18 protein-coding genes and 1 pseudogene are annotated in these 21,468 nt (G+C 69.1%); 9 read left to right on the forward strand and 10 right to left on the reverse strand.

The features are described 5' to 3' along the window. Window positions 1-778 precede the first annotated feature (778 nt). Window positions 779-1,438: a phosphocholine cytidylyltransferase family protein gene (locus FHG54_RS12830; protein WP_232331463.1), complete on the forward strand. Its 660-nt coding sequence runs from the start codon at window positions 779-781 to the stop codon at window positions 1,436-1,438. A gap of 83 nt (window positions 1,439-1,521) precedes the next feature. Here the strand turns inward: FHG54_RS12830 and FHG54_RS12835 are convergent, their stop codons facing one another. Next, window positions 1,522-2,070: an ECF transporter S component gene (locus FHG54_RS12835; RefSeq protein WP_168197176.1), complete on the reverse strand. Its 549-nt coding sequence runs from the start codon at window positions 2,068-2,070 to the stop codon at window positions 1,522-1,524. A gap of 83 nt (window positions 2,071-2,153) precedes the next feature. Here FHG54_RS12835 and FHG54_RS12840 point away from each other — a divergent pair, with 83 nt between their 5' ends. Genes FHG54_RS12840 through FHG54_RS12860 form a run of 5 tightly spaced genes read left to right on the forward strand, consistent with a single transcriptional unit; the run spans window position 2,154 to window position 6,043 of the window. After that, window positions 2,154-2,972 carry an ABC transporter permease gene (locus FHG54_RS12840; RefSeq protein ID WP_139417623.1) on the forward strand — a complete coding sequence of 273 codons (819 nt, stop codon included), beginning with the start codon at window positions 2,154-2,156 and terminating at the stop codon, window positions 2,970-2,972. Between the two features lies 1 nt (window position 2,973). Further along, the gene (locus tag FHG54_RS12845; protein WP_233437766.1) at window positions 2,974-3,738 is read left to right on the forward strand and encodes an ABC transporter ATP-binding protein; all 765 of its coding nucleotides are present in this window, start codon (window positions 2,974-2,976) and stop codon (window positions 3,736-3,738) included. 45 nt (window positions 3,739-3,783) lie between these two features. Further along, a complete protein-coding gene (locus tag FHG54_RS12850) occupies window positions 3,784-4,758 on the forward strand; it encodes a hypothetical protein (RefSeq protein WP_139417624.1) in 975 nt (324 codons plus the stop codon). Window positions 4,759-4,776: 18 nt separating this feature from the next. After that, the gene (locus FHG54_RS12855; protein ID WP_139417625.1) at window positions 4,777-5,583 is read left to right on the forward strand and encodes an alpha/beta fold hydrolase; all 807 of its coding nucleotides are present in this window, start codon (window positions 4,777-4,779) and stop codon (window positions 5,581-5,583) included. Then, window positions 5,576-6,043 (forward strand): GbsR/MarR family transcriptional regulator, encoded by a 468-nt coding sequence (locus FHG54_RS12860; RefSeq protein WP_139417626.1) that lies wholly within the window; start codon window positions 5,576-5,578, stop codon window positions 6,041-6,043. Before FHG54_RS12855 ends, FHG54_RS12860 begins: the two co-directional genes overlap by 8 nt. 2 nt (window positions 6,044-6,045) lie before the next feature. Here FHG54_RS12860 and FHG54_RS12865 read toward each other — a convergent pair whose 3' ends face one another. The 5 genes from FHG54_RS12865 to FHG54_RS12885 all read right to left on the reverse strand — a co-directional run bounded on the left by FHG54_RS12865 (window position 6,046) and on the right by FHG54_RS12885 (window position 12,123). After that, on the reverse strand, window positions 6,046-7,359 hold the full coding sequence (locus FHG54_RS12865; RefSeq protein WP_139417627.1) for a hypothetical protein: 1,314 nt from the start codon (window positions 7,357-7,359) through the stop codon (window positions 6,046-6,048). A gap of 80 nt (window positions 7,360-7,439) precedes the next feature. Then, window positions 7,440-8,285 carry a glycosyltransferase family 2 protein gene (locus FHG54_RS12870; protein WP_139418452.1) on the reverse strand — a complete coding sequence of 282 codons (846 nt, stop codon included), beginning with the start codon at window positions 8,283-8,285 and terminating at the stop codon, window positions 7,440-7,442. Between the two features lie 55 nt (window positions 8,286-8,340). Beyond that, window positions 8,341-9,153 carry a CDP-alcohol phosphatidyltransferase family protein gene (locus tag FHG54_RS12875; RefSeq protein ID WP_233437767.1) on the reverse strand — a complete coding sequence of 271 codons (813 nt, stop codon included), beginning with the start codon at window positions 9,151-9,153 and terminating at the stop codon, window positions 8,341-8,343. Between the two features lie 5 nt (window positions 9,154-9,158). Continuing rightward, entirely contained in the window at window positions 9,159-10,214 is a 1,056-nt protein-coding gene (locus tag FHG54_RS12880; protein ID WP_139417629.1) for a glycosyltransferase family 2 protein, read from the reverse strand. A 142-nt stretch (window positions 10,215-10,356) separates the two neighbouring features. Beyond that, window positions 10,357-12,123, reverse strand: coding sequence for a S1C family serine protease (locus tag FHG54_RS12885; RefSeq protein ID WP_139417630.1), 1,767 nt, complete (start codon window positions 12,121-12,123; stop codon window positions 10,357-10,359). A 164-nt stretch (window positions 12,124-12,287) separates the two neighbouring features. On the opposite strand from FHG54_RS12885, the gene FHG54_RS12890 reads away from it, so the two are divergent. Further along, on the forward strand, window positions 12,288-13,520 hold the full coding sequence (locus FHG54_RS12890; protein WP_233437768.1) for a pyridoxal phosphate-dependent aminotransferase: 1,233 nt from the start codon (window positions 12,288-12,290) through the stop codon (window positions 13,518-13,520). Here FHG54_RS12890 and FHG54_RS12895 read toward each other — a convergent pair. Both FHG54_RS12895 and FHG54_RS12900 read right to left on the reverse strand, forming a co-directional pair. Next, a complete protein-coding gene (locus FHG54_RS12895; protein ID WP_233437769.1) occupies window positions 13,507-14,349 on the reverse strand; it encodes a carbon-nitrogen hydrolase family protein in 843 nt (280 codons plus the stop codon). The two genes, FHG54_RS12890 and FHG54_RS12895, sit on opposite strands and share 14 nt — an antisense overlap. Before the next feature lie 99 nt (window positions 14,350-14,448). Beyond that, window positions 14,449-14,916, reverse strand: a complete 468-nt coding sequence (locus FHG54_RS12900; protein ID WP_233437770.1) for a DUF7144 family membrane protein — start codon at window positions 14,914-14,916, stop codon at window positions 14,449-14,451. Window positions 14,917-15,083: 167 nt separating this feature from the next. Here FHG54_RS12900 and FHG54_RS12905 point away from each other — a divergent pair, with 167 nt between their 5' ends. Next, window positions 15,084-17,342, forward strand: a complete 2,259-nt coding sequence (locus FHG54_RS12905; protein WP_233437771.1) for a winged helix-turn-helix domain-containing protein — start codon at window positions 15,084-15,086, stop codon at window positions 17,340-17,342. Between the two features lie 25 nt (window positions 17,343-17,367). Here the strand turns inward: FHG54_RS12905 and FHG54_RS12910 are convergent, their stop codons facing one another. Further along, window positions 17,368-17,715 carry a carboxymuconolactone decarboxylase family protein gene (locus FHG54_RS12910; protein ID WP_139417631.1) on the reverse strand — a complete coding sequence of 116 codons (348 nt, stop codon included), beginning with the start codon at window positions 17,713-17,715 and terminating at the stop codon, window positions 17,368-17,370. A gap of 71 nt (window positions 17,716-17,786) precedes the next feature. Beyond that, window positions 17,787-19,001, reverse strand: a complete 1,215-nt coding sequence (locus FHG54_RS12915) for an AI-2E family transporter (RefSeq protein WP_168197177.1) — start codon at window positions 18,999-19,001, stop codon at window positions 17,787-17,789. A gap of 248 nt (window positions 19,002-19,249) precedes the next feature. Between FHG54_RS12915 and helR the strand changes: the two are divergent. Beyond that, window positions 19,250-21,453 (forward strand): annotated as a pseudogene (gene helR / locus FHG54_RS12920) (RNA polymerase recycling motor ATPase HelR). Window positions 21,454-21,468 lie beyond the last annotated feature (15 nt).

Genomic DNA, 21,468 nt, shown 5'->3' on the forward strand with positions numbered 1-21,468 from the left:
CGCTCTTCGCCGCCGACGCGCGAGGCGTCCTCGTGGCCTTGGCGGTTTCACCGCGCGAGGCTGCCGCCTTCGCCGATGCGGTACGCGATGCGGCAGTGCGCTTCGAGGCAGACGGGCTCACGTTCGTCTCGCCGTCGGCAGCGGACTCCGCGGCGGACGTCTTGGCGGCGGCGGTCTTCTTCGCCGCGGCCGTCTTCTTCGCCGCAGCCGTCTTCTTCGCCGCAGCCGTCTTCGCAGCGGTCGGCTTCGCAGCCGTCTTCTTCGCCGCAGCGGTCTTCGCACCGGCCGGAGTCTTCGCGGCATCAGTCTTCGCAGCCGGAGCCTTCGAGGCGGGAGTCTTCGCGGTCTCGGTGTTCGATGCGGTCTTCCGCGCAGGTCGCACCGGCGCCGCGGCCGCCGGACGCTCCGACCGGGATTCCGTCGATTCGGACGCCCCCACGTCGGTGCCTTCGGCAGTCTCGTCGTCGTGTTCGGAGCGCGAAACGGAAGTCACCCAGATAACCTATCAATCAGCACCGCCGAAGCGAGATTCGGCACGGGAAGATCTCGCCAGAGGCTGGGTAACACCTGAGCGTCCTATCACGATCGCACTACGACCTCGCCCCCCGGATGGTGGACAGGGCGCACCCCGGATATCCTGAGATCCGGCATAACGGCGTGTCCATATGTGAACTTCCGGATGAAATCGGGGCGAACCTTCGGCGACGAGGGTGACTCGCGATGCGTCCGGCCCACCGAAGGAGATGCAGTGACCCAGATCGTGATTCTCGCGGCCGGCATGGGGAGCCGGCTCGGGCGATCCCTCCCCAAGCCCCTCACCGAACTCAGCGACGGCCGCACCATCATGGGCCAGCAGTTCGACAACATCGAGCACTCGTTCGGCGGCAACGCCAACGTGACCATCGTCGTCGGTTACAAGCTCGAGCACATCATCGAGGCGTTCCCGCAGGCATCGTTCGTCTACAACGAGGAGTACGACCAGACGAACACCTCGAAGAGCCTCATGCGCGCCCTCTCGGCATCACGCCCCGGCGGGGTGCTCTGGATGAACGGCGACGTCGTCTTCGATCCGAGCATCCTCGACCGCGCGCTGCCCTACATCGCACGCGACCAGTCCTTCGTGACCGTCAACACCTCGAAGGTGTCCGACGAAGAGGTGAAGTACACGACGAGCGCCGAGGGCTACATCAAGCAGCTCTCCAAGACCGTCAGGGGCGGCCTCGGCGAGGCCGTCGGCATCAACTACATCTCGAGCCGCGACAAGGCCACGTTCCTCGCGCAGCTGCGGCGCGTCGGCGACCAGGACTACTTCGAGCGCGGCCTCGAGCTCGCGATCGAGCAGAACGGCATCCTCGTCGAGCCGATGGACATCTCCGACCTCTACGCGGTCGAGATCGACTTCGCCGAAGACCTGGAGCGCGCGAACCACTTCGTGTGACCTGCAACACAGCGCACAGCAGAACAGCACTGAAGAAGAGCGGATGCCCCGGGGCATCCGCTCTTCTCGGTCTCTCGGTGCGCTCAGCCCCCGGTCGTGAGGGTGCGCGCGACGCCGGCACGGGCGAGCGACGCAGCGATCACACGGCCGAGCCAGGTGAAGACGATGGGGCTGAGCGTGAAGAGGCCGAGGTAGAGCGCCCAGAACCAGGGCGCGTAGTGCTCCGGGCCGAGGGCGATGAAGGTGCCGGCGGCGAGCAGCAGGCCTGCGGCCCCAGCTGCGACGTAGTAGAGCCAGGGCGACCAGTTCTTGTATCGGGTGATGAAGAAGGGAAGCTCCAGCAGCGCACCGACGAGCAGGCCCGTGCCGAGGAACCGCAGGATCCACTGCGGGGCGAACGCCGCGCCCACGAGGCCCGCGATGAATCCGGTGAGGATGCCGACACCGGGGCGCTTCAGCAGGGCGAGTGCCACGGCGCTCGGCAGGAAGTGCGAGCCGATCGTGATGCCGTACAGCATCGGGGCGATTCCGGCGATGAGCCCGGCGACGTACCCCGCCCCGGCGGCGAACAGACCACCGCCGACGCCGATCGCGGCGCAGCTCAGGATGATGCGGGTACTGGTGCGGTGCACGAGGTTCCTTCCGACTGGGCTCGGCACTTGCCACCCGTCTGTAGACAAATCTACCCCGGCCCGGCATCTACGATGAGAGCGTGATGAGCACGGTATCGAACACGTACGGTGATGCCCATCCGCTGCGGCGGACGCCGTGGGCGCGGTACCGGCATTCGCTCTGGCTGCTCACGACGCGCGACTTGAAGGTGCGATACTCGACCTCCGCCCTCGGCTACGTGTGGTCGGTGCTCGACCCGCTCGTGATGGCGGGAATCTACTGGTTCGTCTTCACCCAGGTGTTCCAGCGACCGGTTGGCACCGACCCCTACATCGTCTTCCTGCTGACGGCGCTGCTCCCGTGGATGTGGTTCACCGGCGCGGTCTCCGACTCGACGCGCGCGTTCCTGAAGGACGCGAAACTCGTGCGCTCGACGATGATCCCCCGCACGATCTGGGTCAACCGCATCGTGCTGTCGAAGGGCCTCGAGTTCTTACTCGCATTGCCGGTGCTCGCACTGTTCGTCGTGGTGTTCCACGAGCAGGTCCAGTTGCACTGGGAGCTCGCACTGTTCCCGCTCGCGATCGTGCTGCAGGCCGTGCTCACCGCCGGCGTCGCCCTCATCGTGGCACCGCTCGTGGTCTTCTTCCGCGACCTCGAGCGGGCCGTGAAACTCGCCCTGCGATTCCTGTTCTACGCCTCCCCCATCATCTACGGCGTGACCGACCTGCCGTCGGAACTGCACTTCTGGGCCGCCTTCAACCCGCTTTCGGGTATCTTCGGCATCTACCGGGCCGGATTCTTCCCCGACGAACTCGACTGGTTCAACGTCGTGGTCTCCGCGGTGATGTCGCTCGTCATCCTCGTGGTCGGCCTGTGGGTGTTCCGCTCGTCTGAGCGCCAGATGCTGAAGGAGATCTGACTTGGATGCATCGACCGCCGTCTCGACGCCCGCCTTCGCCATTCGCACCACCCGGCTCGGCATCTGCTTCCGGCGCAACCGCCGTGGCCGTCGCTCGTTCAAGGACCTGCTCGCCGGACGTCGTCGTCGAACCCGCCCCGGGGAGTTCTGGGCGTTGCGCGACGTCTCGATCGAGGTGAGCCCGGGCGAGGCGATCGGCGTGGTCGGACGCAACGGCCAGGGCAAGTCGACGCTGCTGAAACTCGTCGCCGGCGTCATGATCGCCGACGAGGGAACGGTCGAGGTGGCCGGCGGCGTCGCGCCGCTCATCGAGATCACCGGCGGCTTCGTCGACGACCTCACCGTGCGCGACAACGTCTACCTGACCGCCGGTCTGCACGGCATGACGAACGCGCAGATCGACGCGAAGTTCGACGAGATCATCGACTTCGCCGACATCGGCGATTTTCTCGACACCCCCTACAAGCACCTTTCGAGCGGCATGAAGGTGCGCATCGCGTTCGCCGTGATCTCCCAGCTCGAGGAACCCATCATGCTCGTCGACGAGGTGCTCGCCGTGGGCGACAAGGCGTTCCGCGAGAAGTGCTATCGCCGCATCGACGAACTGCTCGCCGGCGGCCGCACCCTGTTCTTCGTCTCGCACAACGAGCGCGACCTGCGGCGCTTCTGCACTCGGGGGCTCTATCTCGACAAGGGATCCCTGGTGTTCGACGGACCGATCGACGAGGTGCTCGCCCGGTACAACGCGGAGCACGGGGTCGGGTAACCGGTCGGGGCGGTCCCGCCCAGTTCGCTCGCGTATCATCGCCACATGCCCGACCGCGTGTACAAGATCACCTCGATGGGCTCGGATGCCGCGCGCGAGCAGACCGGCTCGGCCGAAGGCTCGCAATCCGGCGAACCCCGGGCCCACGGGGTCGAGCGTGCGATCGATCGGGCGCTCGCGATCCAGCGTCCGATCGTCGTGGCGCATCTGCGTGGCATCCGTCGCCGATCGCCCGGAGCGACGCCCGACCAACTCGTCCGCATCCTCGAACGCCGCTACCTCGCGGCCGTCACGACGGGCGGCGCAGCAGTCGGCGCCACCGCCGTGATCCCCGGGGTCGGCACGGGCGTGACACTCGCGTTGTCAGGCGTCGAAACCGCGGGGTTCCTCGAAGCGACGGCGCTCTTCGCCCAGTCGGTCGCAGAGGTGCACGGCATCCCCGTCGACAATCCCGAGCGGGCGCGAGCGCTCGTCATGACGCTCATGCTCGGCCGGGAAGGCAGCGACCTCGTTCGCCAGTTCGCAGGCCAGGCCTCCGGCACCGGCATCGCCCGCGATGCGTACTGGGGTGAGCTCATCACGAACAGCATCCCGAAGGCCGTCATGGGCACGGTCGTCGATCGGCTGCGCAGCATCTTCATCAAGCAGTTCGCGGTGCGCGGCGGCGCCGGCATCATCGGCAAGGCGATCCCGTTCGGCATCGGTGCCGCGATCGGCGGCATCGGCAACCACGTACTCGGCCGCCGCGTACTCACCCAGTCGCGCCTCGCCTTCGGCCAGGCTCCCGCGCTGTTGCCGCCCGAGCTCGAACCGGGTGGCAGCGACACCGTGATCCGAGCAACGGGCATACGGATGTCGCGTGCCGCGTCTGCGGTCGGCCGCGCCGCCCGTGCCCCGTTCGCTCGGGCCATCGGCCGCCGCGGCGGCGACAACGGTACCGACGCCGCCACCGACCTCGCCGACGCCGACACCGACCTCACCGGGGACACGGACGGCGGCGATACGCTGGACAGGCAGTAGATTCGCTATATTCAGAATATGCTGAATCTGGATCGGCGCCTCGCCCGCCCCGGAGCGACACTTCGCTTCACCGTGCTCGACGGCGACGAGCGGCCGGTCGTGCTCGTTCACGGTGCCGGCGTCGACCACACCATGTTCGCCGCACAGGCGACCGCGCTGCACGGGGCCGGCCACACCGTCGTGACGTTCGATCAGCGCGGGCACGGCGTCTCCGAACTCGACCCGGGCACCCGCTTCACGGCGCCGGCCGCGCTCGACGACCTCGCCGCGCTCCTCGACCACCTCGCCCTCGAGCAGCCCGCCCTCGTGGGGCACTCGCTCGGCGGAAACGTCACTCAGGCGCTCGTGCGTCGCGATCACGGCCGAGCGGGAGCGCTCATCGTGCTCGATTCGGCCTGGAACACCGGTCCGCTCACCCGCGGTGAACGCGTCGCACTGCGCTTGGCAGCCCCGGCATTGTCGCTCGTCCCCGGGTCTCGGCTGCCGGGCATGCTTGCTCGCGCCTCTGCCGTCACGCCTGCGGCGATCGCGGCGACCGAAGCGGTGTTCGCACGAATGCCGAAGCGTGTGTTCCTCGATGTCTGGCGCGCCACCGTCGCCTTCGTCGATCCGGATCCCGACTACCGGGTGCCCATTCACCTCGGACTCATCCGCGGCGGGCTCGATCGAACGGGCAACATCGCGACCGCGATGCCGGAATGGGCGAAGGCGGAGGGCGTCGAAGAACACGTGATCGCGGGCTCCGGCCATCTGGTGACCCTCGACGCTCCCGAGGCGACGAACGCGGCCGTCCTCGATGTGCTGGCATCGGTGCCTCGTGGCTGAGCACGAAGAACTCGAGCACGACGCACAGGCCGAGTTCGTCGAGGCGGTCGGCGACGCTCTCGCGGGCTGGCGGCTGTCTCGCGCGACCGGCAGGGTCTACGGATTCCTCCTGCTGCGGGCAGAGCCGTCAACGCTCGACGCGATCGGCAACGGGCTGGGCCTCAGCACCGGCGGTGCCAGCACGGCCGTACGCGAGCTCGTGTCGTGGGGGCTCGCCAGAACGATCCCGCAGCCCGGAAGCCGGCGCATCCGCGTCGAGGCCGTCGGCGGATTCGAGCAGCTGCTCGCCGCGAGTCACGAGCGATCCCGCACGTTCATCCGCACCTTGCGCACCGGGGCGATGCTCACCGACGATGAGCGAGCGCACGAACGCCTCCGAGCGGTGACCGAGCTCTTCGAGGGCTACGTCGACGCGGGCGATGAGATGCTCCGGCGTCATCGCGGCCTCGACCGCGACTGAGGCTACGCCTCGATCTCCTCGTCGCCGTTGTCGTCACGGTCGTCTCTGCCGGCACGCACATCACGCTCGTCGATCTCGCCGTCGGCCGCATGCAGGGCGGCGAACCGCTCCCACTCGTCCATGAGGTGGTCGACGGCGGCATGGAAGCGCGCGGTCGTGACCCCGGGGGTCGTGTCGCCGAAGTAGCGCTCGACCCACACGGCGAGCCGTTCGAGCGCCGCAGCGTCGTGCGCCACGTCGTCGACCCGGTCGACCATCTCCGCGGCATCCGTCGCCTCGAGCCATTCGCAGGCCTGCAGGTAACCCGACGTGTCGATCTCGGCCTCCGGATTCGCCGGTCGCGTGATGAGCAGCGGCTTTCCTGCTGCCAGACGGTCGTAGACCATCGCCGAGATGTCGACGATCGCCACGTCGGCGGCCGCAAGCTGCCAGCCGAGCATCGGCCCATCGTCGTAGACGTGCCCCGCCGTCGGGTCGGCGGAGTTGGCCGCCTGGATGGCCGCGATGATCGCGCGGTTCGCGACGCCGTACTCGTGGTCGACGACGCCCGAGCGGGGGTGCGGTCGGTAGATGACGCGGTGACGACCGGTCGCGAGCAGCCCGGTGACGAGTCGCACGCCGTGCGTCGCGATCGACCCGTAGGCCGCAGCCCCGCGGTCGCCCTCCCACGTGGGCGCGTACAGCACGACCTCGCGTTCGTCGGGCGTGTACGGCAGGGACGCGCCGTCGAGGTAGTGATCGGCCTGGGGGCGTCCGATCGGAATCGCCCGCTTGTCGAAGTCGTAGTCCCAGAGCACCTTCTCGAGCCGGGCCCGGGCCGCGTCACCCGCGATCAGCGAGTAGTCGTACGCCTTGAACTGGTTGGTCGTCATGTACATCTTGTCGGACTCGCCGTGATTGATGAACACGTGCCACCGACGCCCGTACCGCATCATCTGGAAGTTCTTGGCGTTCTGGTTCACGTAGAAGATCACATGCAGGTCGTGGTCGGCGATGACCTGTTCGAGGTCGGCGACGCGGCGTACGTAGGCGACCGGCAGCGGTGATTCCTCGAGCAGCGTGAGCGCCGCACCCGAGGCACGACTCAAGACGAGCACCGGGTAGCGCTCGGCGAGCTCGGCGAGCGGGGCGTACCACTGCCGCAGCTGGTAGAGGTTGACCTTGCCGTCGGCGAAGTAGACGCCGATGCGGAAGCGGTGCTGCGGCAGCGGCTCCTGTTCGGCGAGCTTCACGCCGAGCGAACGCTGCGCACGTCTGGACCACATGATGTCCTTGGCCAGCTTCACGGCGCGCCGGGCGTCTTTCCTCAATCCCACCGTCCAAGGGTAGCGAGGTCGGGCTGAGCGGATGCCGCGTAGCGGGCGATGCACCTGCACCGGTGTCGATCGTTCCCGCGTCAGACCAGCGGCGGGCGACCTGCGAGGGTCATGCGCCAGATCGTGCGCCAGCGCATCGGCCGCCGACGCCCCGGGTGCTCTCGCCACCCTGCGCGCCAGCCACCGAACCACGCCTTCAACGCCGCCGGCTGGCGCGCCCAGCGGAGCACCTGGATCGCAGTCCACGAGCCGACGTAGATCGGCACGAGCACGGCGGGCAGGTTGCGGCGCGCGAGCCAGACGCGGTTCCGCGCATTCAGGCGGTAGTAGTACGCATGGCGGGCCGGGTCGATGACCGGATGCCCCGCCTCGAGGTCGCCCGCGTACCACGCGACGTGCCCGGTCTCCCAGACCCGCCATGCCAGCTCGATGCCCTCGTGCGCGTAGAAGAACGGGTCGGCCCACCCCCCGGTCGCGTCGAATACCGCGCGAGGCATGAGCACGGCGCCCTCCCAGCACGAGAAGACGTTGCTCGAGTGGCCCGGGTCGCCCTTGCGGATCCGCGGGATCCAGCGGCGCGGTGAGACCTCGCCCGTCGGGTCGACGACCCTGGGCTGGAGCAGGCCGATCTCCGGCCGATCGGCGAGCATGCGGCATCCATCGGCCAGAAAGGTCTCACTCGGAAGGAACGCGTCGTCGTCGAGGAAGAAGATCGCCTCGCCCGTCACGAGCGGCACACCGCGGTTGCGGCCGGCCGGGATGCCGAGGTTCTCGGGCAGGTGCAACGTCGTCACGCCGTCGGGCAGGGCCGGAGTCGCGGTCGCCGGGTCCCAGCCGTTGCCGACGCAGACGACGTCGACGTCGACGCCCTGCTGGTCGAGGATGCTGCGGAGGCCTCGGGCCAGGTCGTCGGGCCGTTTTCCCATGGTGAGCACGACGACCCCGACGCGCGGCCGGACGCCTGCTGCCGAGTGGGCCGCCTCAGGATCGGACACGTCGGGAGGCCATGATCGCGACGAAGTGCCCGAACACGGAGAGCAGGGCGAGCGGCAGCAGTACCGAGAGCACCATGCGGTCGATGAGGGGCTGACCGCCGATGACCCCGAGGAGGGCCGCCGCGAACGCGATGAGGGTGAGTTCGACGGAGTGGTAGAGGCGGTGGAACGGCAGGAACCTGGCCGCCTTGCGGAGCTTCGCGACGAGCCCGCCGCGAGGAGCCGTCTCGCCGTGCGTGTCGGCGAGCTTGGTGAGGCCGGCGTTGGCCCGGGCGACGTGCACCATGTCGTTGAGCGCCTTGTTGAGCACGATCACGAGTGCGAGGAGTGCGCCGATCGTGGTCCACATGAAGTCGGCCGGGAACTCGAGCGGGTAGGCGGCTGCGCGGATGCCGAGCGCGAGCGGAATGAGCGCTTCGGTCGTGTAGTGGCCGACCTTGTCGAGGAAGACGCCGGCGGGCGACGAGGTGCGCCGCCAACGGGCGACCTCGCCGTCGCAACAGTCGACGAGCATCTGCAGTTGACCGAGCACGACCGCGAGCAGCGCCCCCCAGATGCCCGGGATCAGCAGTGCTGCGGCCGTCGACCAGCCGACGAGGATCATGAGGCCGGTCACGCCGTTGGCCGAGATCCGGGTCTTGAGCAGCATCCATGTGAGGTAGGGCGAGATCCGGCGCAGGTAGAGCGACGCCGTCCAGTGCTCGGCGTTGCGACGACCGCGCACCTCGGGCGGCTGGGTCACCTCGCGCAGCTCGGCGATGCTCGTGGGTCTGGCGAAGATCGGACCGGTCTGTGACATCCGCATCACCTTCCCGTGTGCCTGGCGATATTGCTCGTCAGCGAGAGGTACCCGAGCACGAACCCGACTCCCCACGAAACGTGTATGCAGGGCAACACTACGAGAAACCATGCGGCAGTGGCTGCGCCGCGCCCGCGTGCCGAGACGAGTGTCGCCGCGAGCACGAAGAACACGTACACGACGGGCACGATGAAGCCGATGAGCAGCCACGGCGTCGCCCCGAGCGCCGCCTGCACGATGCCGCCGAGACCGAGCAGCAGCCCGAGCACGACGCCCAACACCATGACGGGCGGAACGAAATAGCGGATGCCGTTCGCCGACGGGAACCTGCGTGCGAGTTCACCGCGCCAGAGACCGGTGGAGAACATCTGCCGTGCGAGTCGATCGAAGGAGGAACGCGGCCGGTAGAGCACCGCGAGCCGCGGGGTGAACCAGACGACGCCGCCCGTCTCACGCAGGCGCCGGTTGAGTTCCCAGTCTTGGCCGCGCTTGATCGTCTCGTCGAAGAGCCCGACGCGGATGAGCGCATCACGGCGGAACACCCCGAGGTACACGGTGTCGGCGGGGCCGGCTGTGCCGCCGACGTGGAACGCCGAGCCGCCGAGCCCGACCTTCGTCGTATAGGCCAGAGCGACGGCGCGCTCGAACGGCGTCTCGCCGCGCGCGTCCATGATGCCGCCGACATTGTCGGCACCCGTGCTCTCGAGCTCCTCGACCGCGATGCGCGCGTAGTCGGGGGGCAGCATCGAGTGGGAGTCGACGCGCACGACGACGGGATATCGCGCGGCACGAATGCCGATGTTGAGCCCCGCAGGCGTCGATCCGACCTCGTTCTCGAGCACGCGCACGCGGTCGTCGCGCGTCGCGAGGTCGGCGACGAGTTCGTTCGTGCCGTCGATGGACGGGCCGAGGGCGATGAGCACCTCGACGGGCCCGGTGTAGTCCTGGGCGAGGATCGATTCCACGGCCGCTCGAACGTGCGAGGCGTCGTTCAGCACCGGCATGACGTAGGAGACGCCGAGGAGCGATGTCGGCATCGCTGCCGGGTGGTTCTCGGGCATGTTCCTCACTCGTCGCTCGGGTCGATCGAGCCTAGCAGTCGCGACTTCATGCGCCCGATGCGCCGCCGATGGACGCGAACGCGGGTCCGGATCCTCTCGGACCCGGACCCGCGGCTCGGTCGGTCGGTCGGTCGGTCGACGATCAGCCCTCGAATGTGCCGAGGGTCACGGTGACCGTCTGCGACGAGCCGTCGCGCGTGAAGGTCAGCTCGGCCTCCGCACCGCCCGGGAGGGCGCGCACCTGAGCGGTGAGGTCGGTCTGGTCGGTGATCGGCACGCCGTTGAACTCGGTGACGACATCGCCCGCTTGGAGGCCCGCGGCCGCGGCGGCGCCGCCCGCCGGCACCTCGGCGATCAACGCGCCGACGGTGTCGCTCGAGCCTTCGGCCTCGGCCGAGGTGACCGTGGCTCCGAGGAGGCCGTGCGTGGCCTTCCCGTTCTCGATGATCTCGTCGGCGATGCGCCCCGCGAGGTTCGAGGGCACGGCGAAGCCCACGCCGATGTTGCCGGCCGTCTCGCCCTGCGCTGCTCCGCCCGTTGAGAGGATGGCGACGTTGACGCCGATGAGCTTGCCCTCGGAGTCGACCAACGCACCACCGGAGTTGCCGGGGTTGATTGCGGCATCCGTCTGGATGACCGGGAGGGACACCTGGCCGGCCGACGCACTCGGCTGCTCGGGCGCGCTGCCGTCGGGGCTCGGCAGGTCGAAGAAGAAGTCGAACGGACTGCCCGAGTCTTCACCGCCCTGGTCGCCCTGTTCGCCGCCGTCGCTCTGCGAGTCGTCGGGGGTCGCGGGTGCGGCAGAGGAGGCGACGTCGATCGAGCGGTTGAGCGCACTCACGATGCCGTTGGTGACCGTGCCGGCAAGGCCCAGCGGAGCACCGATCGCAATCGCCGAATCGCCGACGTTGAGCTCGTCGGAGTCGGCGAACTCGAGGGGGGTCAGGCCCGAGGCATCCACGAGCTTGATGACCGCGAGGTCGGAGAGCGGGTCGGTGCCCACGAGCTCGGCCGTGTAGAGGTGGCCGTCGTTCGTCTTGACCTGGATGGTCGGCTCGCCGGTCGCGCCGTCGAGGGTGACGACGTGCGTGTTCGTCAGCACGTAGCCGTCATCGGAGAGGATGATGCCCGACCCGGTGCCGCCGGACTGGCCGCCCGACACCGAGATCGTGACGACGCTCGGGCTCGCCTTCGCCGCGACGGCGGTGATCTGGTTGACCGACTCGGAGTCGTTGACGACGATGTTCTGCGCGGAGCTCGCGTTGCCGCTCGTCGGCGTGCCGCCGTCGTTCGTGAGCAGCGCGTTGATGCCGGCGCCCGACGCACCGCCGATGAGGGCAGCGGCCACGATGGCCGCGGCGACGCCGAGTCCGACACGGCGTGGCTTCTGCTCCGCGGGTGCTGCTGCGCTGTCGGCCGGGGGGCCGTCGATCGGCGCGGTCGGCTGGGTCTGGTGCTGGGCCTGGCCGTTTGCCTGGGCGTCGGGTGCCGGCCGGCCGCCGAAGGCCGGCGGTACCTCACCCGGCCGCGCGGCCGGGGCAGCGGATGCCGCGGCAACGGGCTGCGCCGGCTGCTTCGCGTACTGGGGGGCCGAGTAGGGCTGGGGCTGCTGCCCGGGCTCGTAGACCATTCCGTTCGCGACGGGAGCAGCGGGAGCGGCGGGTGGGGCCGGAGCGGCGGGAGCGGCCGGCGCGGCCGGCGTTTCGGCTGCGGCGACCTCGGGCGCGGCGGGAGCCGCGGCACTCGCCGGCCCGGCTTCATCGGCAGGGGTGTCGCTCTGCGCTGCGGGCCGGCCGGCTGCGGCGAAAGTCTCAGGGGTGACAGGCGCAGCGCTCTCGGCGGCCGCAGGCGTCGGCGTGACGTCGTCCTCGCGGGGCTCCCCCGCGGCTCCGTTCGTGGTGTCGGTCATGGTGTGCTCCTTCCAAGCGTTGCCAGCATCCCGGGGCAAGCTGTGTGCCCGATCGGCGGAGTCTATGACTCTGCTATCTCCGAGCCGGGATTCCTCCGAATGCGGCCGGGGAGCAGAGCTGCCTGCGTCAGCGTAGCGGCACAACCCTCGCGTACGGTGAGAGCGTGAGCGACTTCATCCCAGCGCCGGGCCTCGCCCCCTGGCAGCGCACCGCGGCCGGTGCCGGCCTCCTCGCACCCGACGGCACGATCGCCGCGACGATCTTCGCCGAGATGAGTGCGCTGGCCGCTCAGACGGGTGCGATCAACCTCGGCCAGGGATTTCCCGATGAAGACGGCCCCGCCGAGGTGCTCGAGGCGGCCCGCCGTGCGATCGCCGACGGGGTCAACCAGTATCCGCCGGGCACCGGCATGCCCGTGCTCCGCGAGGCGATCGCCGCCCACCAGCGTCGGTGGTACGGCATCGAAGTCGATGCGGCATCCGAAGTGCTCGTGACCGCAGGTGCGACCGAGGCGCTCGCTGCGACGCTCCTCGCCTTCGTCGACGCCGGCGACGAGGTCGTGACGTTCGAGCCGTACTACGACGCATACGCCGCGATCGCCGCCCGGGCGGGCGGCGTGCATCGGACGGTGCCGCTGCACTGGTCTCGTGAGCCGGGATCCGGCTGGCGACCCGACCACGACGAGCTGCGCGAGGCCGTCACCGATCGCACACGCGTGATCCTCGTGAACTCGCCGCACAACCCCACCGGTGCCGTCTTCGACGTCGAGACGCTCTCGCTCGTCGTCGAACTCGCCGAGCGACACGATGCGCTGATCGTCACGGACGAGGTCTACGAACACCTCACCTTCGGTGTCGTGCACACGCCGATCGCCGCGCTGCCCGGCGCCCGCTCACGCACGATCTCGATCTCCTCCGCGGGCAAGACGTTCTCGACCACGGGCTGGAAGATCGGCTGGATCATCGCACCCGCACCGCTCGTGACCGCCGTGCTGGCGGTGAAGCAGTACCTGACCTACGTCAACGGCGCACCGTTCCAGCCCGCGATCGCGACCGGGCTCGGCCTGCCGGATCGGTTCTTCGCGGATGCCGCGGCCACCCTCGAGGCGCGGCGCGACCTGCTCGCCGCGGGGCTCACGGCAGCGGGCCTCGCGATCACACTGCCCGACTCGGGATACTTCATCGTCGCGGATGCCTCTCCCCTCGGGTACGCCGACGGCGCGGCGCTCTGCCGTGAACTCCCGGGCCGCGTCGGCGTCGTCGGCGTGCCGGTCACCGCGTTCGTGCACCCCGATCGTCAGGGCTCGTACTCGAGCCTCGTGCGGTTCGCCTTCTGCAAGCGGCACGAGGTGCTCGAGGAGGCGGTCTCCAGGATCGCCGGGCTCAGCGCGGGGTGACGTCGAAGCGGCGCAGCGCGAGCGCCGGGTTCACCCGTCGCACGGTCTCGATCCGCTCCTTCGAGATCCAGGCGACCGCGACATCCGTCGCCTCACCGATCGTGACCACCTCGACACCCATGGGGTCGACGATCATGCTGTTGCCCGCGCCGACGGGCGGCGCATGGTCTGCCGCCGCGACATAGACCGTGTTCTCGAGCGCCCGCGCGGTCGTGAGCACGCGCCAGTGCGCCTCTTTCAACGGACCGCGCACCCACTCGGCGGGCATGCAGACGACATCGGCGCCGGCATCGACGATGCGCCGCGTGACCTCGGGGAATCTCGCGTCGTAACAGGTCTGCAGCCCGAATCGGATGCCGCCGGCCTCGAAGGTCTCGGGAGGCTCGATCGCTCCCGGGGCGACCCAGGCCGACTCCTGCTGCCCGAAGGCGTCGTAGAGATGCAGCTTGCGATAACGGGCGACGACGCCCGCGCCGGGCGCGATCGCGACGACGGTGTTGGCGACGCGTCGCGCTCCGGCTGCATCACCGGGCCGGTCGAGACGTTCGATCATGCCGGCCACGAGATGCACGCCGAGCCGGTCGGCGAGCGCGGCGAGGTGCGTCGTGAATGCGCCGCCGATGGGCTCGGCCGCGGTGAGCCAGTCTTCGCCGGGTTCTGGCGTGAAATAGCTCGAGTACTCGGGAAAGACGACGAGTCGGGCGCCGCGAGCGACCGCGAGATCCGCCAGACGCGTGATCTCGCCGCGATTGCCGACGGCATCGTCGCTCGGTGCGAACTGCGCGACCGCGACGCCGTAGCCCTCGGCCATGCTCTGCATACGCTGCATCCGCTCAGCCTAACCGGGATGCGCTGCGCGGCGAGGCCGCAGGCACTGGACATTCCCCCTTGGTCCCGGTGCCTGCGGCAGTCTCGAACTCGGCGTCGGCTACCCGTTGCCCTCGGCGAGCTCCCGGCCGTGGGCGGTGATCGCGTAGATGACGAGGATGTCGATGCCGATGACGATGAGCGACCACCACGGCTGCGCCGGGATGAGGAGCAGCTGACCGAGCGCGCTCAGCGCCACGAGGATGACGGCGACGACCCTCGCCCACGATGCACCCGAGAGCAGGGCGACACCCGTGAGCACGAGCAGCAGTCCGATCACGAGGTTCCACCACCCCCAGCCCGTGACGTCGAACAGCAGGAGCCCCGCTTCGGTGACCGCGTAGTACGTGTTGGAACCGAGCAGCGCGACGAAGCCCTGTAGCGCGCTGAACGCCCCGTTCAGAATGAGGATGATGGCCGCGAAGCCGATCCATCCGATCCATCCCGTCTGTATTCGTGCAGTGCTCATGATCGTGATGCCCTCCTGTTCGGCGCCGCCGACGAGCTGTCGGCCGGCGATTCGGTTCATCTGCCGTCAGCGTGGCCGGATTCGCCGCACCCGGCATCATTCAGATCGCATGATTGCCGTCAGCGTCGCGGGCGAGCGCGGTCTGCGGCATCCGGCGGCTGAGTACTCTCTCGACACGCCCGATCGGGGGCGTTGTCGAGCGCGCCGCCGGTCAATAGGCTTCGACCGTGAGCGGTGATGCCCTGTCGTCGGAGACGCCCGAAGTCGAGCTCGATCAACAACTGCTCGACGCGAAGCTCTCGGCCCCGGAGCCGCCGGCCCGAGGCCATGTCAGCCGAGCCGTGCAGATCGATGCGGCTCGCGCGAGCGGAAACCGATTCGTCGCGATCATGGCACCCGCCGGATACGGCAAGTCGAGCCTGCTCGCCGAGTGGATGCTCCGGGAGACGCGCCCCGTGGCCTGGGTCTCGCTCGACCGGTACGACGACGACCCGTCGACGCTGTTGATGCTGCTCGCTGCGGCATTCGCAGGGATCGAGCCTGAAGCGGCCCAACTGCCGAATGCGGTGGCGGGTCATGGCGTCGCGGTGCTCGGCCGCGGGGCGCCGCTGCTCGCGGCCGCGCTTCGTCGTGCCCGAGCGCCGTTCGTGTTGATGATCGATGACCTGCACGAGATCCGCGACCCCGCCTGCATCGACGTGCTGAGCGTGGTCTTCGCGGGCATCCCCGCCGGATCCCAACTCGTCGTCGCCAGCCGCGGCGAGCCACGGCACCTGCCCCGTGCCCGCGCAGCGGGCGACGCCTTCGAGATCACGGTGAGCGATCTCACGCTGGATGCCGCCGGAGCCCAGTCGGTCTTCGCGAACACGAACCTGCCCCTCACCGACGACGATGCGCTCGAACTCGTCGAACGCACGGAAGGCTGGCCGGTCGGCGTCGTGCTCGCCGCGGCGATCGCGCGCGACGGCGACCGGCCGCCGACCACCGTCTCGGGCGATGACCGGTACATCGCCGACTACCTCTATCGGGAATCGCTCGTCAGTCTGCCGGAAGACCGCCAGCGATTCCTCCGGCGCACCGCGGTGCTCGATACGTTGTCGGCACCGCTCTGCGACGCGATCCTCGAGACCTCCGACGCCCAGCAGGTGCTCGGGGAACTGGATGCATCGAACGCCTTCATCGTGCCGCTGGATCGCAGTCGCGGTTGGTATCGATACCACGGGCTCTACCGCGAGTTCCTCCTCGGCGAACTCCGTCGACTCGAACCGAAGTGCGTACCAGACCTCCTGGCACGCGCGGCGAACTGGTTCGAGTCGCAGGGTTCGCCGGCGATGGCCATCGAGCTGCTGCTCGACCAGCCGACAGAACGCGCCCGAACGGCCCATCTCGTTGCCGCCACGGCCCTGCAGAGCTATCAGGCAGGGCAGCTCACGACCGTGCAGCGTTGGATGCGGACCATCGGTGATCCGGCGATCGAGGCGTACCCGCCGCTCGCCGTGTTGACGGGATGGGTCATGGCGCTGTCGGGGCAGACGACGGAGGCTGCACGATGGGCCTCGATCCTCGAGCACGCCTCCTTCGAGGAGAAGCCCGGCGACGGGTCGGCCTCGTTCGACTCGGCCAGGGCCATGCTCCGCTCCGCCATGTGCCAGGCCGGGCCCGAGCAGGCGCTCGCCGATGCGGAGTTCGCCGCTGCTGCGGAGCCGAGCTGGAGCCCGTGGCGCGACCTGGCACTCCGGTTGCTGGGCGAAGCCCGCCTCCTGGTCGGCGACCTCGTGGGCGCCGAGACGGCGCTGCGCGAAAGCACGGTCATCTCGACGGCGACCGGAAACACTGACGGGGTGATCCTCTGCGAAGCCGAACTCGCCGTGCTGGCCATGGACGACGGGCGGTGGGACGAGGCCGCCGGCCACGTGAGGGCGGCGAGCGACGCCATCGACGAGCAGCACATGCACGACTACGCGACCGCAGTGCTCGCGTTCACGCAAGCGGCACGACTCGCACTCCACCGCGGAGACCTCACGGCAGTTCGACGAGAACTCACCCGAGCGATGCGCGCCCGCCCCGCCAGCACCGCGGCGATACCCATGATCGCGGTTCGAGCACGGCTTCAGCTCGCCAAGCTGTTCTGGTCGACGGCCGATCACGCGACCACGCACCATCTGCTGCGTGAGATCGACGACATCCTCCTTCGCCGCCCCGACCTCGGCACGCTCGTCGAGCAGGTCGATGAGTTCCGTCGTCTCGTTGCAGTGAGCGAGCAGCAGGGCGACGGCGGCGGTCCGCCCCTCACCCCGGCCGAGCTTCGATTGCTGCCGTACCTGCAGACGCACCTCTCCGTGCGGGAGATCGGCGATCGGCTCTTCGTCTCACGCAACACCGTCAGCTCCGAGCTCGGATCGATCTACCGCAAGCTCGGCGTCTCGACACGGAGCGAGGCGGTGGATCGAGCGACAGGACTCGGGCTGCTCGGCTCAGGACTCTGAGCCGGCTCCGGGTTCCGACCCGGTTCTACCGGGTGTCGGCTTCGCCGAGCACGTCGTCGATGTCGAGGTCGTGGCCGAGCGCCAGTGCGACCTTCGGCGCGGCGGCGACGACGAGCGGCAGTCCGACGATGGGAATGACGCCGAGCAGCACGTCCACGATCTGCGTCGCCGTCGTGCCCGAGCTGATCGCCGCGTCGACCTGCGCCCCGAACGACGGCTCGGCCCCGCCGACCGAGACGAGGGCGGCGATTCTGGCGAGCGCCAGCGACTTGGAATCGAGTCGGCCCTCGACCCCCGCGACATCGCCGACATCGGTCTCGGCGAGCCGCTCGTCGTTGATCGCGAGCCGCCGGAGCCGGTCGGTGTAGTCCATCTCATCCCCCTCTGCTCGCCGTCGACGCATCCGCCTGACAGCCAACCCCCGGCACCCCAGTGCCGCATCACCTACAACGGATGATTCGCCGCCGCCGACTTCGCCGATTTCGCCGACTTCCGCTCCAGGCGCGCCGCCTTGGTCTCGGCGTCGGCCGCGGCCATGATCTGCTTCGTCTCATCGAGCTCGCCGAGCATCGGGCGCATCCACGCCATCGACGGATTGGAGTCCACGAGCATGAGCCGCACGAGCAGGCTGAGGGGAATGGCGAGGATCGCCCCGATCGGGCCGATCACCACAGCCCAGAACAGCACTGAGAAGAAGGTGATCGTCTGGCTGAGACTCACCGCCTTGCCGACGACCCGGGGCTGGATCACCGACTGGATGACGGCATTGATGACGCCGTAGACGATGATGACGGCGATGACGGTCGGCCAGCCCCCGACGAGCGCTCCGAAGATGATCGGCGGGATGATCGCGAGGAAGTACCCGATGTTCGGGATGAACGAGCAGATGAAGGCGAGCAGGCCCCAGATGAACGCGCCCGGCACCTGGAGGATGAGCAGGGCGATCCAGTTGATGACACCCTGCACGAGTCCGAGCACGGTGGTGACGACCATGTAGCGACGCACGTTGTCGCCGTAGTTCACGAATCCCGAGACGAGGAGCGGACGGATCGGCTGCAACTGGCGGTGGAGGTGCGGCAGGAACGCCGCGTCCATCGCCATGAGCAGCAGCATCGTGAAGATGACCACGAGCCCGGACACCCACCCGGTGAGTCCGCCGACGAGCCCGCCGAGGAACCCGATCAACGTCGACGGATCGAAGTCGGCCGCCATCGCGCTCACCTCGCCGGAGTCGATGCCGATCGAGTTGAGCCAGGTCGCGACGGATGTGCCGAAGGCCGCGATCTGGTCGCCGAAGTCGGCCAGCAGAGTGCCGAACTGACCGATCGCGATGAGGATGGCATAGCCGAGGGCCACGAGCAGCAGCGTCACCGCGAGGATCACCGATCCGGTGGCGATGCCCCTCGGCACCCCTCGACCTTCGAGCCACAGCCGCAGCGGGTGCACGCAGATCGTCAGCACGAATGCCAGGAAGACCGGGGCGAAGATACCTGAGATGGCGGCGAGACCGAAGATCGCGACCGTGCCGCCGCCGATGCCCATGAGGATGAAGGCGTTCCGGTGGGTGTCACGAACCGCGGTCGTTTCAGGTGAGGCTGCAGACGCATCGCGGCCGCCCGGCGCCGTGTCGGCCGCCGATCGCTTCTTCGTCCACCACATGAGGACTCCGATCCGCGTGTCGCGGAGGCGCGCACGCGAGCACACCGTACGACCGGTCGGAGCCGTAGTCATCACCCAGACCAGATGAAAGTGAACCTGACCGAGTGAGAGCGAAACGGGGCGGGTGGAGGCGAAACGATGAGGGCCACCCGTGCCCTCCACTTTCAGGATATCGCGTGCATGGGGTCTTGCGGCAAGGCCCCCTCTGTGGCGCAGACTGGGCGACCGAACCGGTGGCATCCGCTCACGTGACCAGCGCGTCGAATCGAAAGGAGCAGGCTCTGACTTCCAGTGTGTTCGATCTGCCCGACCGCCTCGCACCCAAGGCAGACCGGTCGCTCATCGCCGACGACGAACTCCATTTCGCCGCAATCGCCGAAGGACTCGAGCGCTCGATCGCCGAGGTCGGCGAACGCCTCGACGTCGTTCGCCGGCAGCCGGAGAGCCACGGTCAGGCCGCGCTCGATCGCGACCTCGAGGTCCATCGGCTGAGCGGACGCCTGCGAACCCTGCGCCGCTTCGGTCTCGACCTGTGCCTCGGCCGCGTCGTCGGCACGGATGCCGGGGAGCCGGTGTACATCGGCAGGCTCGGCCTCACGGGCCCCGACGGTCGACGGCTGCTCATCGACTGGCGCTCCCCCGTCGCCGAACCCTTCTTCGGCGCAACGCACGGCGACCCGATGGGGCTGACGAGCCGTCGGCGATACCGATGGACCCACGGCCGCATCACCGACTACTGGGACGAGGTGTTCACGCCCGATGCACTCGCCGGGCACGCCGCGCTCGACGACCAGTCAGCGTTCATCGCGAGCCTCGGCAGCGCCCGCTCGGGCCGAATGCAAGATGTGCTCGGCACCATCCAGGCCGACCAGGACGCCATCATCCGAGCAGGATCTCGCGGCGCCCTCGTCGTCGACGGCGGCCCCGGCACCGGCAAGACGGTCGTCGCGCTGCACCGCACGGCCTACCTGCTGTACTCCGACCCGCGGCTCGGCCACCGCCGCGGCGGGGTGCTGTTCATCGGCCCGCATCAGCCGTACCTCGACTATGTGGCCGACATTCTGCCCGGCCTCGGCGAGGAGGGTGTGGAGACCGCCACCCTCCGCGACCTCGTGCCCGAGGGCGCCGACGCCGCGATCGAAGCAGACCGGGCGGTCGCCCGCGCGAAGTCGTCGGTCGAGCTCGTGCGAGCCGTCGAGGCGGCGGTCGCGTACTACGAGCGGCCGCCGTCGACGGGTATGACCATCGAGACCCCGTGGGCCGACGTGTGGGTCGACGCCCGCGACTGGCAGGAGGCGTTCGATGCGCCGGAGCCGGGAACGACGCACAACGAGGCACGACTGCAGGTCTGGGAGGAGTTGCTGGCGATCCTGAGCGATCGCGGAGACGACGATGAGGTGGAGACCGAGCAGCTTCGCGCCTCGCTCGCGGAAAGTCGCGAGCTGCGCATGACCTTCAACCGCGCCTGGCCCGTGCTCGATGCGGCCGGCGTCGTGGCCGATCTGTGGTCGGTGCCCGCCTACCTGCGGCGCTGTGCGCCCTGGCTTGCGGACGAGGAGATTCGAGTGCTGCAGCGCCAGGCGCCTCGCGCGTGGACGGTCGCCGACCTCCCGTTCCTCGACGCGGCACGGCAGCGGATCGGCGACCCGGAGTCATCCCGCGACCGGCGTCGGCGTGAGGGCTGCGGCCGCCGCACAGCGCGAGGAGATGTCGCACGTGATCGACAACCTGCTCGAGGCACAGGTGCACGACGACGGCGAGGGCGTCATGACGATGCTGCGCGGGCAGGACGTGCAGTATTCGTTGATCGACGAGGCCGAGCTGCCGAGCCGCGATCCCGATGAACTCGCCGGCCCGTTCGCCCACATCGTCGTCGACGAGGCTCAGGAGCTGACGGACGCCGAGTGGTCGATGGTGCTCGCCCGTTGCCCATCGCGCAGCCTGACGATCGTCGGCGACCGGGCCCCAGGCCAGACACGGATTCACCGAGTCGTGGCGGGAGCGCCTCGCGCGAATCGGCCTCGACCACGTCGCACTCGCGAGTCTGGCGATCAACTACCGCACGCCCGAAGAGGTCATGAGCGAAGCGGAGCCCGTCATCAGAGCGGCGATTCCCGATGCCAACGTGCCGAGGTCTGTGCGCAGCAGCGGCATCCCGGTCGCCCACGGGTCGGTGTCCGAGATCGACACGGTGCTCGAGGGCTGGCTCGCCGAGCACGCCGAGGGCACGGCGTGCGTGATCAGCAGCGACGGCGTCCGCGAGGAGACGGACGGCCACGGGGCATCCGCTCGCATTCGCTCGCTCACCCCCACGCTCGCGAAAGGTCTCGAGTTCGACCTCGTCGTGCTGATCGACCCTCAGTCGTTCGGCGACGGCATCGAGGGGGCGGTGGATCGCTACGTCGCGATGACCAGGGCCACCGGGCGGCTCGTCGTGCTCACGAGCACGTGACGAGCTCGGGTCGGC

Source organism: Agromyces laixinhei (assembly GCF_006337065.1).
Classification (GTDB): Bacteria; Actinomycetota; Actinomycetes; order Actinomycetales; family Microbacteriaceae; genus Agromyces; species Agromyces laixinhei.

What these genes read in the sequence shown, in the direction of transcription:
- FHG54_RS12830 (WP_232331463.1), top strand. Translation starts at nt 779, where the DNA reads ATGGGGAGCCGGCTCGGGCGATCCCTCCCCAAGCCCCTCACCGAACTC.
- FHG54_RS12840 (WP_139417623.1), top strand. Translation starts at nt 2,154, where the DNA reads ATGAGCACGGTATCGAACACGTACGGTGATGCCCATCCGCTGCGGCGG.
- FHG54_RS12850 (WP_139417624.1), top strand. Translation starts at nt 3,784, where the DNA reads ATGCCCGACCGCGTGTACAAGATCACCTCGATGGGCTCGGATGCCGCG.
- FHG54_RS12855 (WP_139417625.1), top strand. Translation starts at nt 4,777, where the DNA reads ATGCTGAATCTGGATCGGCGCCTCGCCCGCCCCGGAGCGACACTTCGC.
- FHG54_RS12870 (WP_139418452.1), bottom strand. Translation starts at nt 8,285, where the DNA reads ATGGGAAAACGGCCCGACGACCTGGCCCGAGGCCTCCGCAGCATCCTC.
- FHG54_RS12875 (WP_233437767.1), bottom strand. Translation starts at nt 9,153, where the DNA reads ATGTCACAGACCGGTCCGATCTTCGCCAGACCCACGAGCATCGCCGAG.
- FHG54_RS12880 (WP_139417629.1), bottom strand. Translation starts at nt 10,214, where the DNA reads ATGCCCGAGAACCACCCGGCAGCGATGCCGACATCGCTCCTCGGCGTC.
- FHG54_RS12885 (WP_139417630.1), bottom strand. Translation starts at nt 12,123, where the DNA reads ATGACCGACACCACGAACGGAGCCGCGGGGGAGCCCCGCGAGGACGAC.
- FHG54_RS12895 (WP_233437769.1), bottom strand. Translation starts at nt 14,349, where the DNA reads ATGCAGCGTATGCAGAGCATGGCCGAGGGCTACGGCGTCGCGGTCGCG.
- FHG54_RS12900 (WP_233437770.1), bottom strand. Translation starts at nt 14,916, where the DNA reads ATGAACCGAATCGCCGGCCGACAGCTCGTCGGCGGCGCCGAACAGGAG.
- FHG54_RS12910 (WP_139417631.1), bottom strand. Translation starts at nt 17,715, where the DNA reads ATGGACTACACCGACCGGCTCCGGCGGCTCGCGATCAACGACGAGCGG.
- FHG54_RS12915 (WP_168197177.1), bottom strand. Translation starts at nt 19,001, where the DNA reads ATGTGGTGGACGAAGAAGCGATCGGCGGCCGACACGGCGCCGGGCGGC.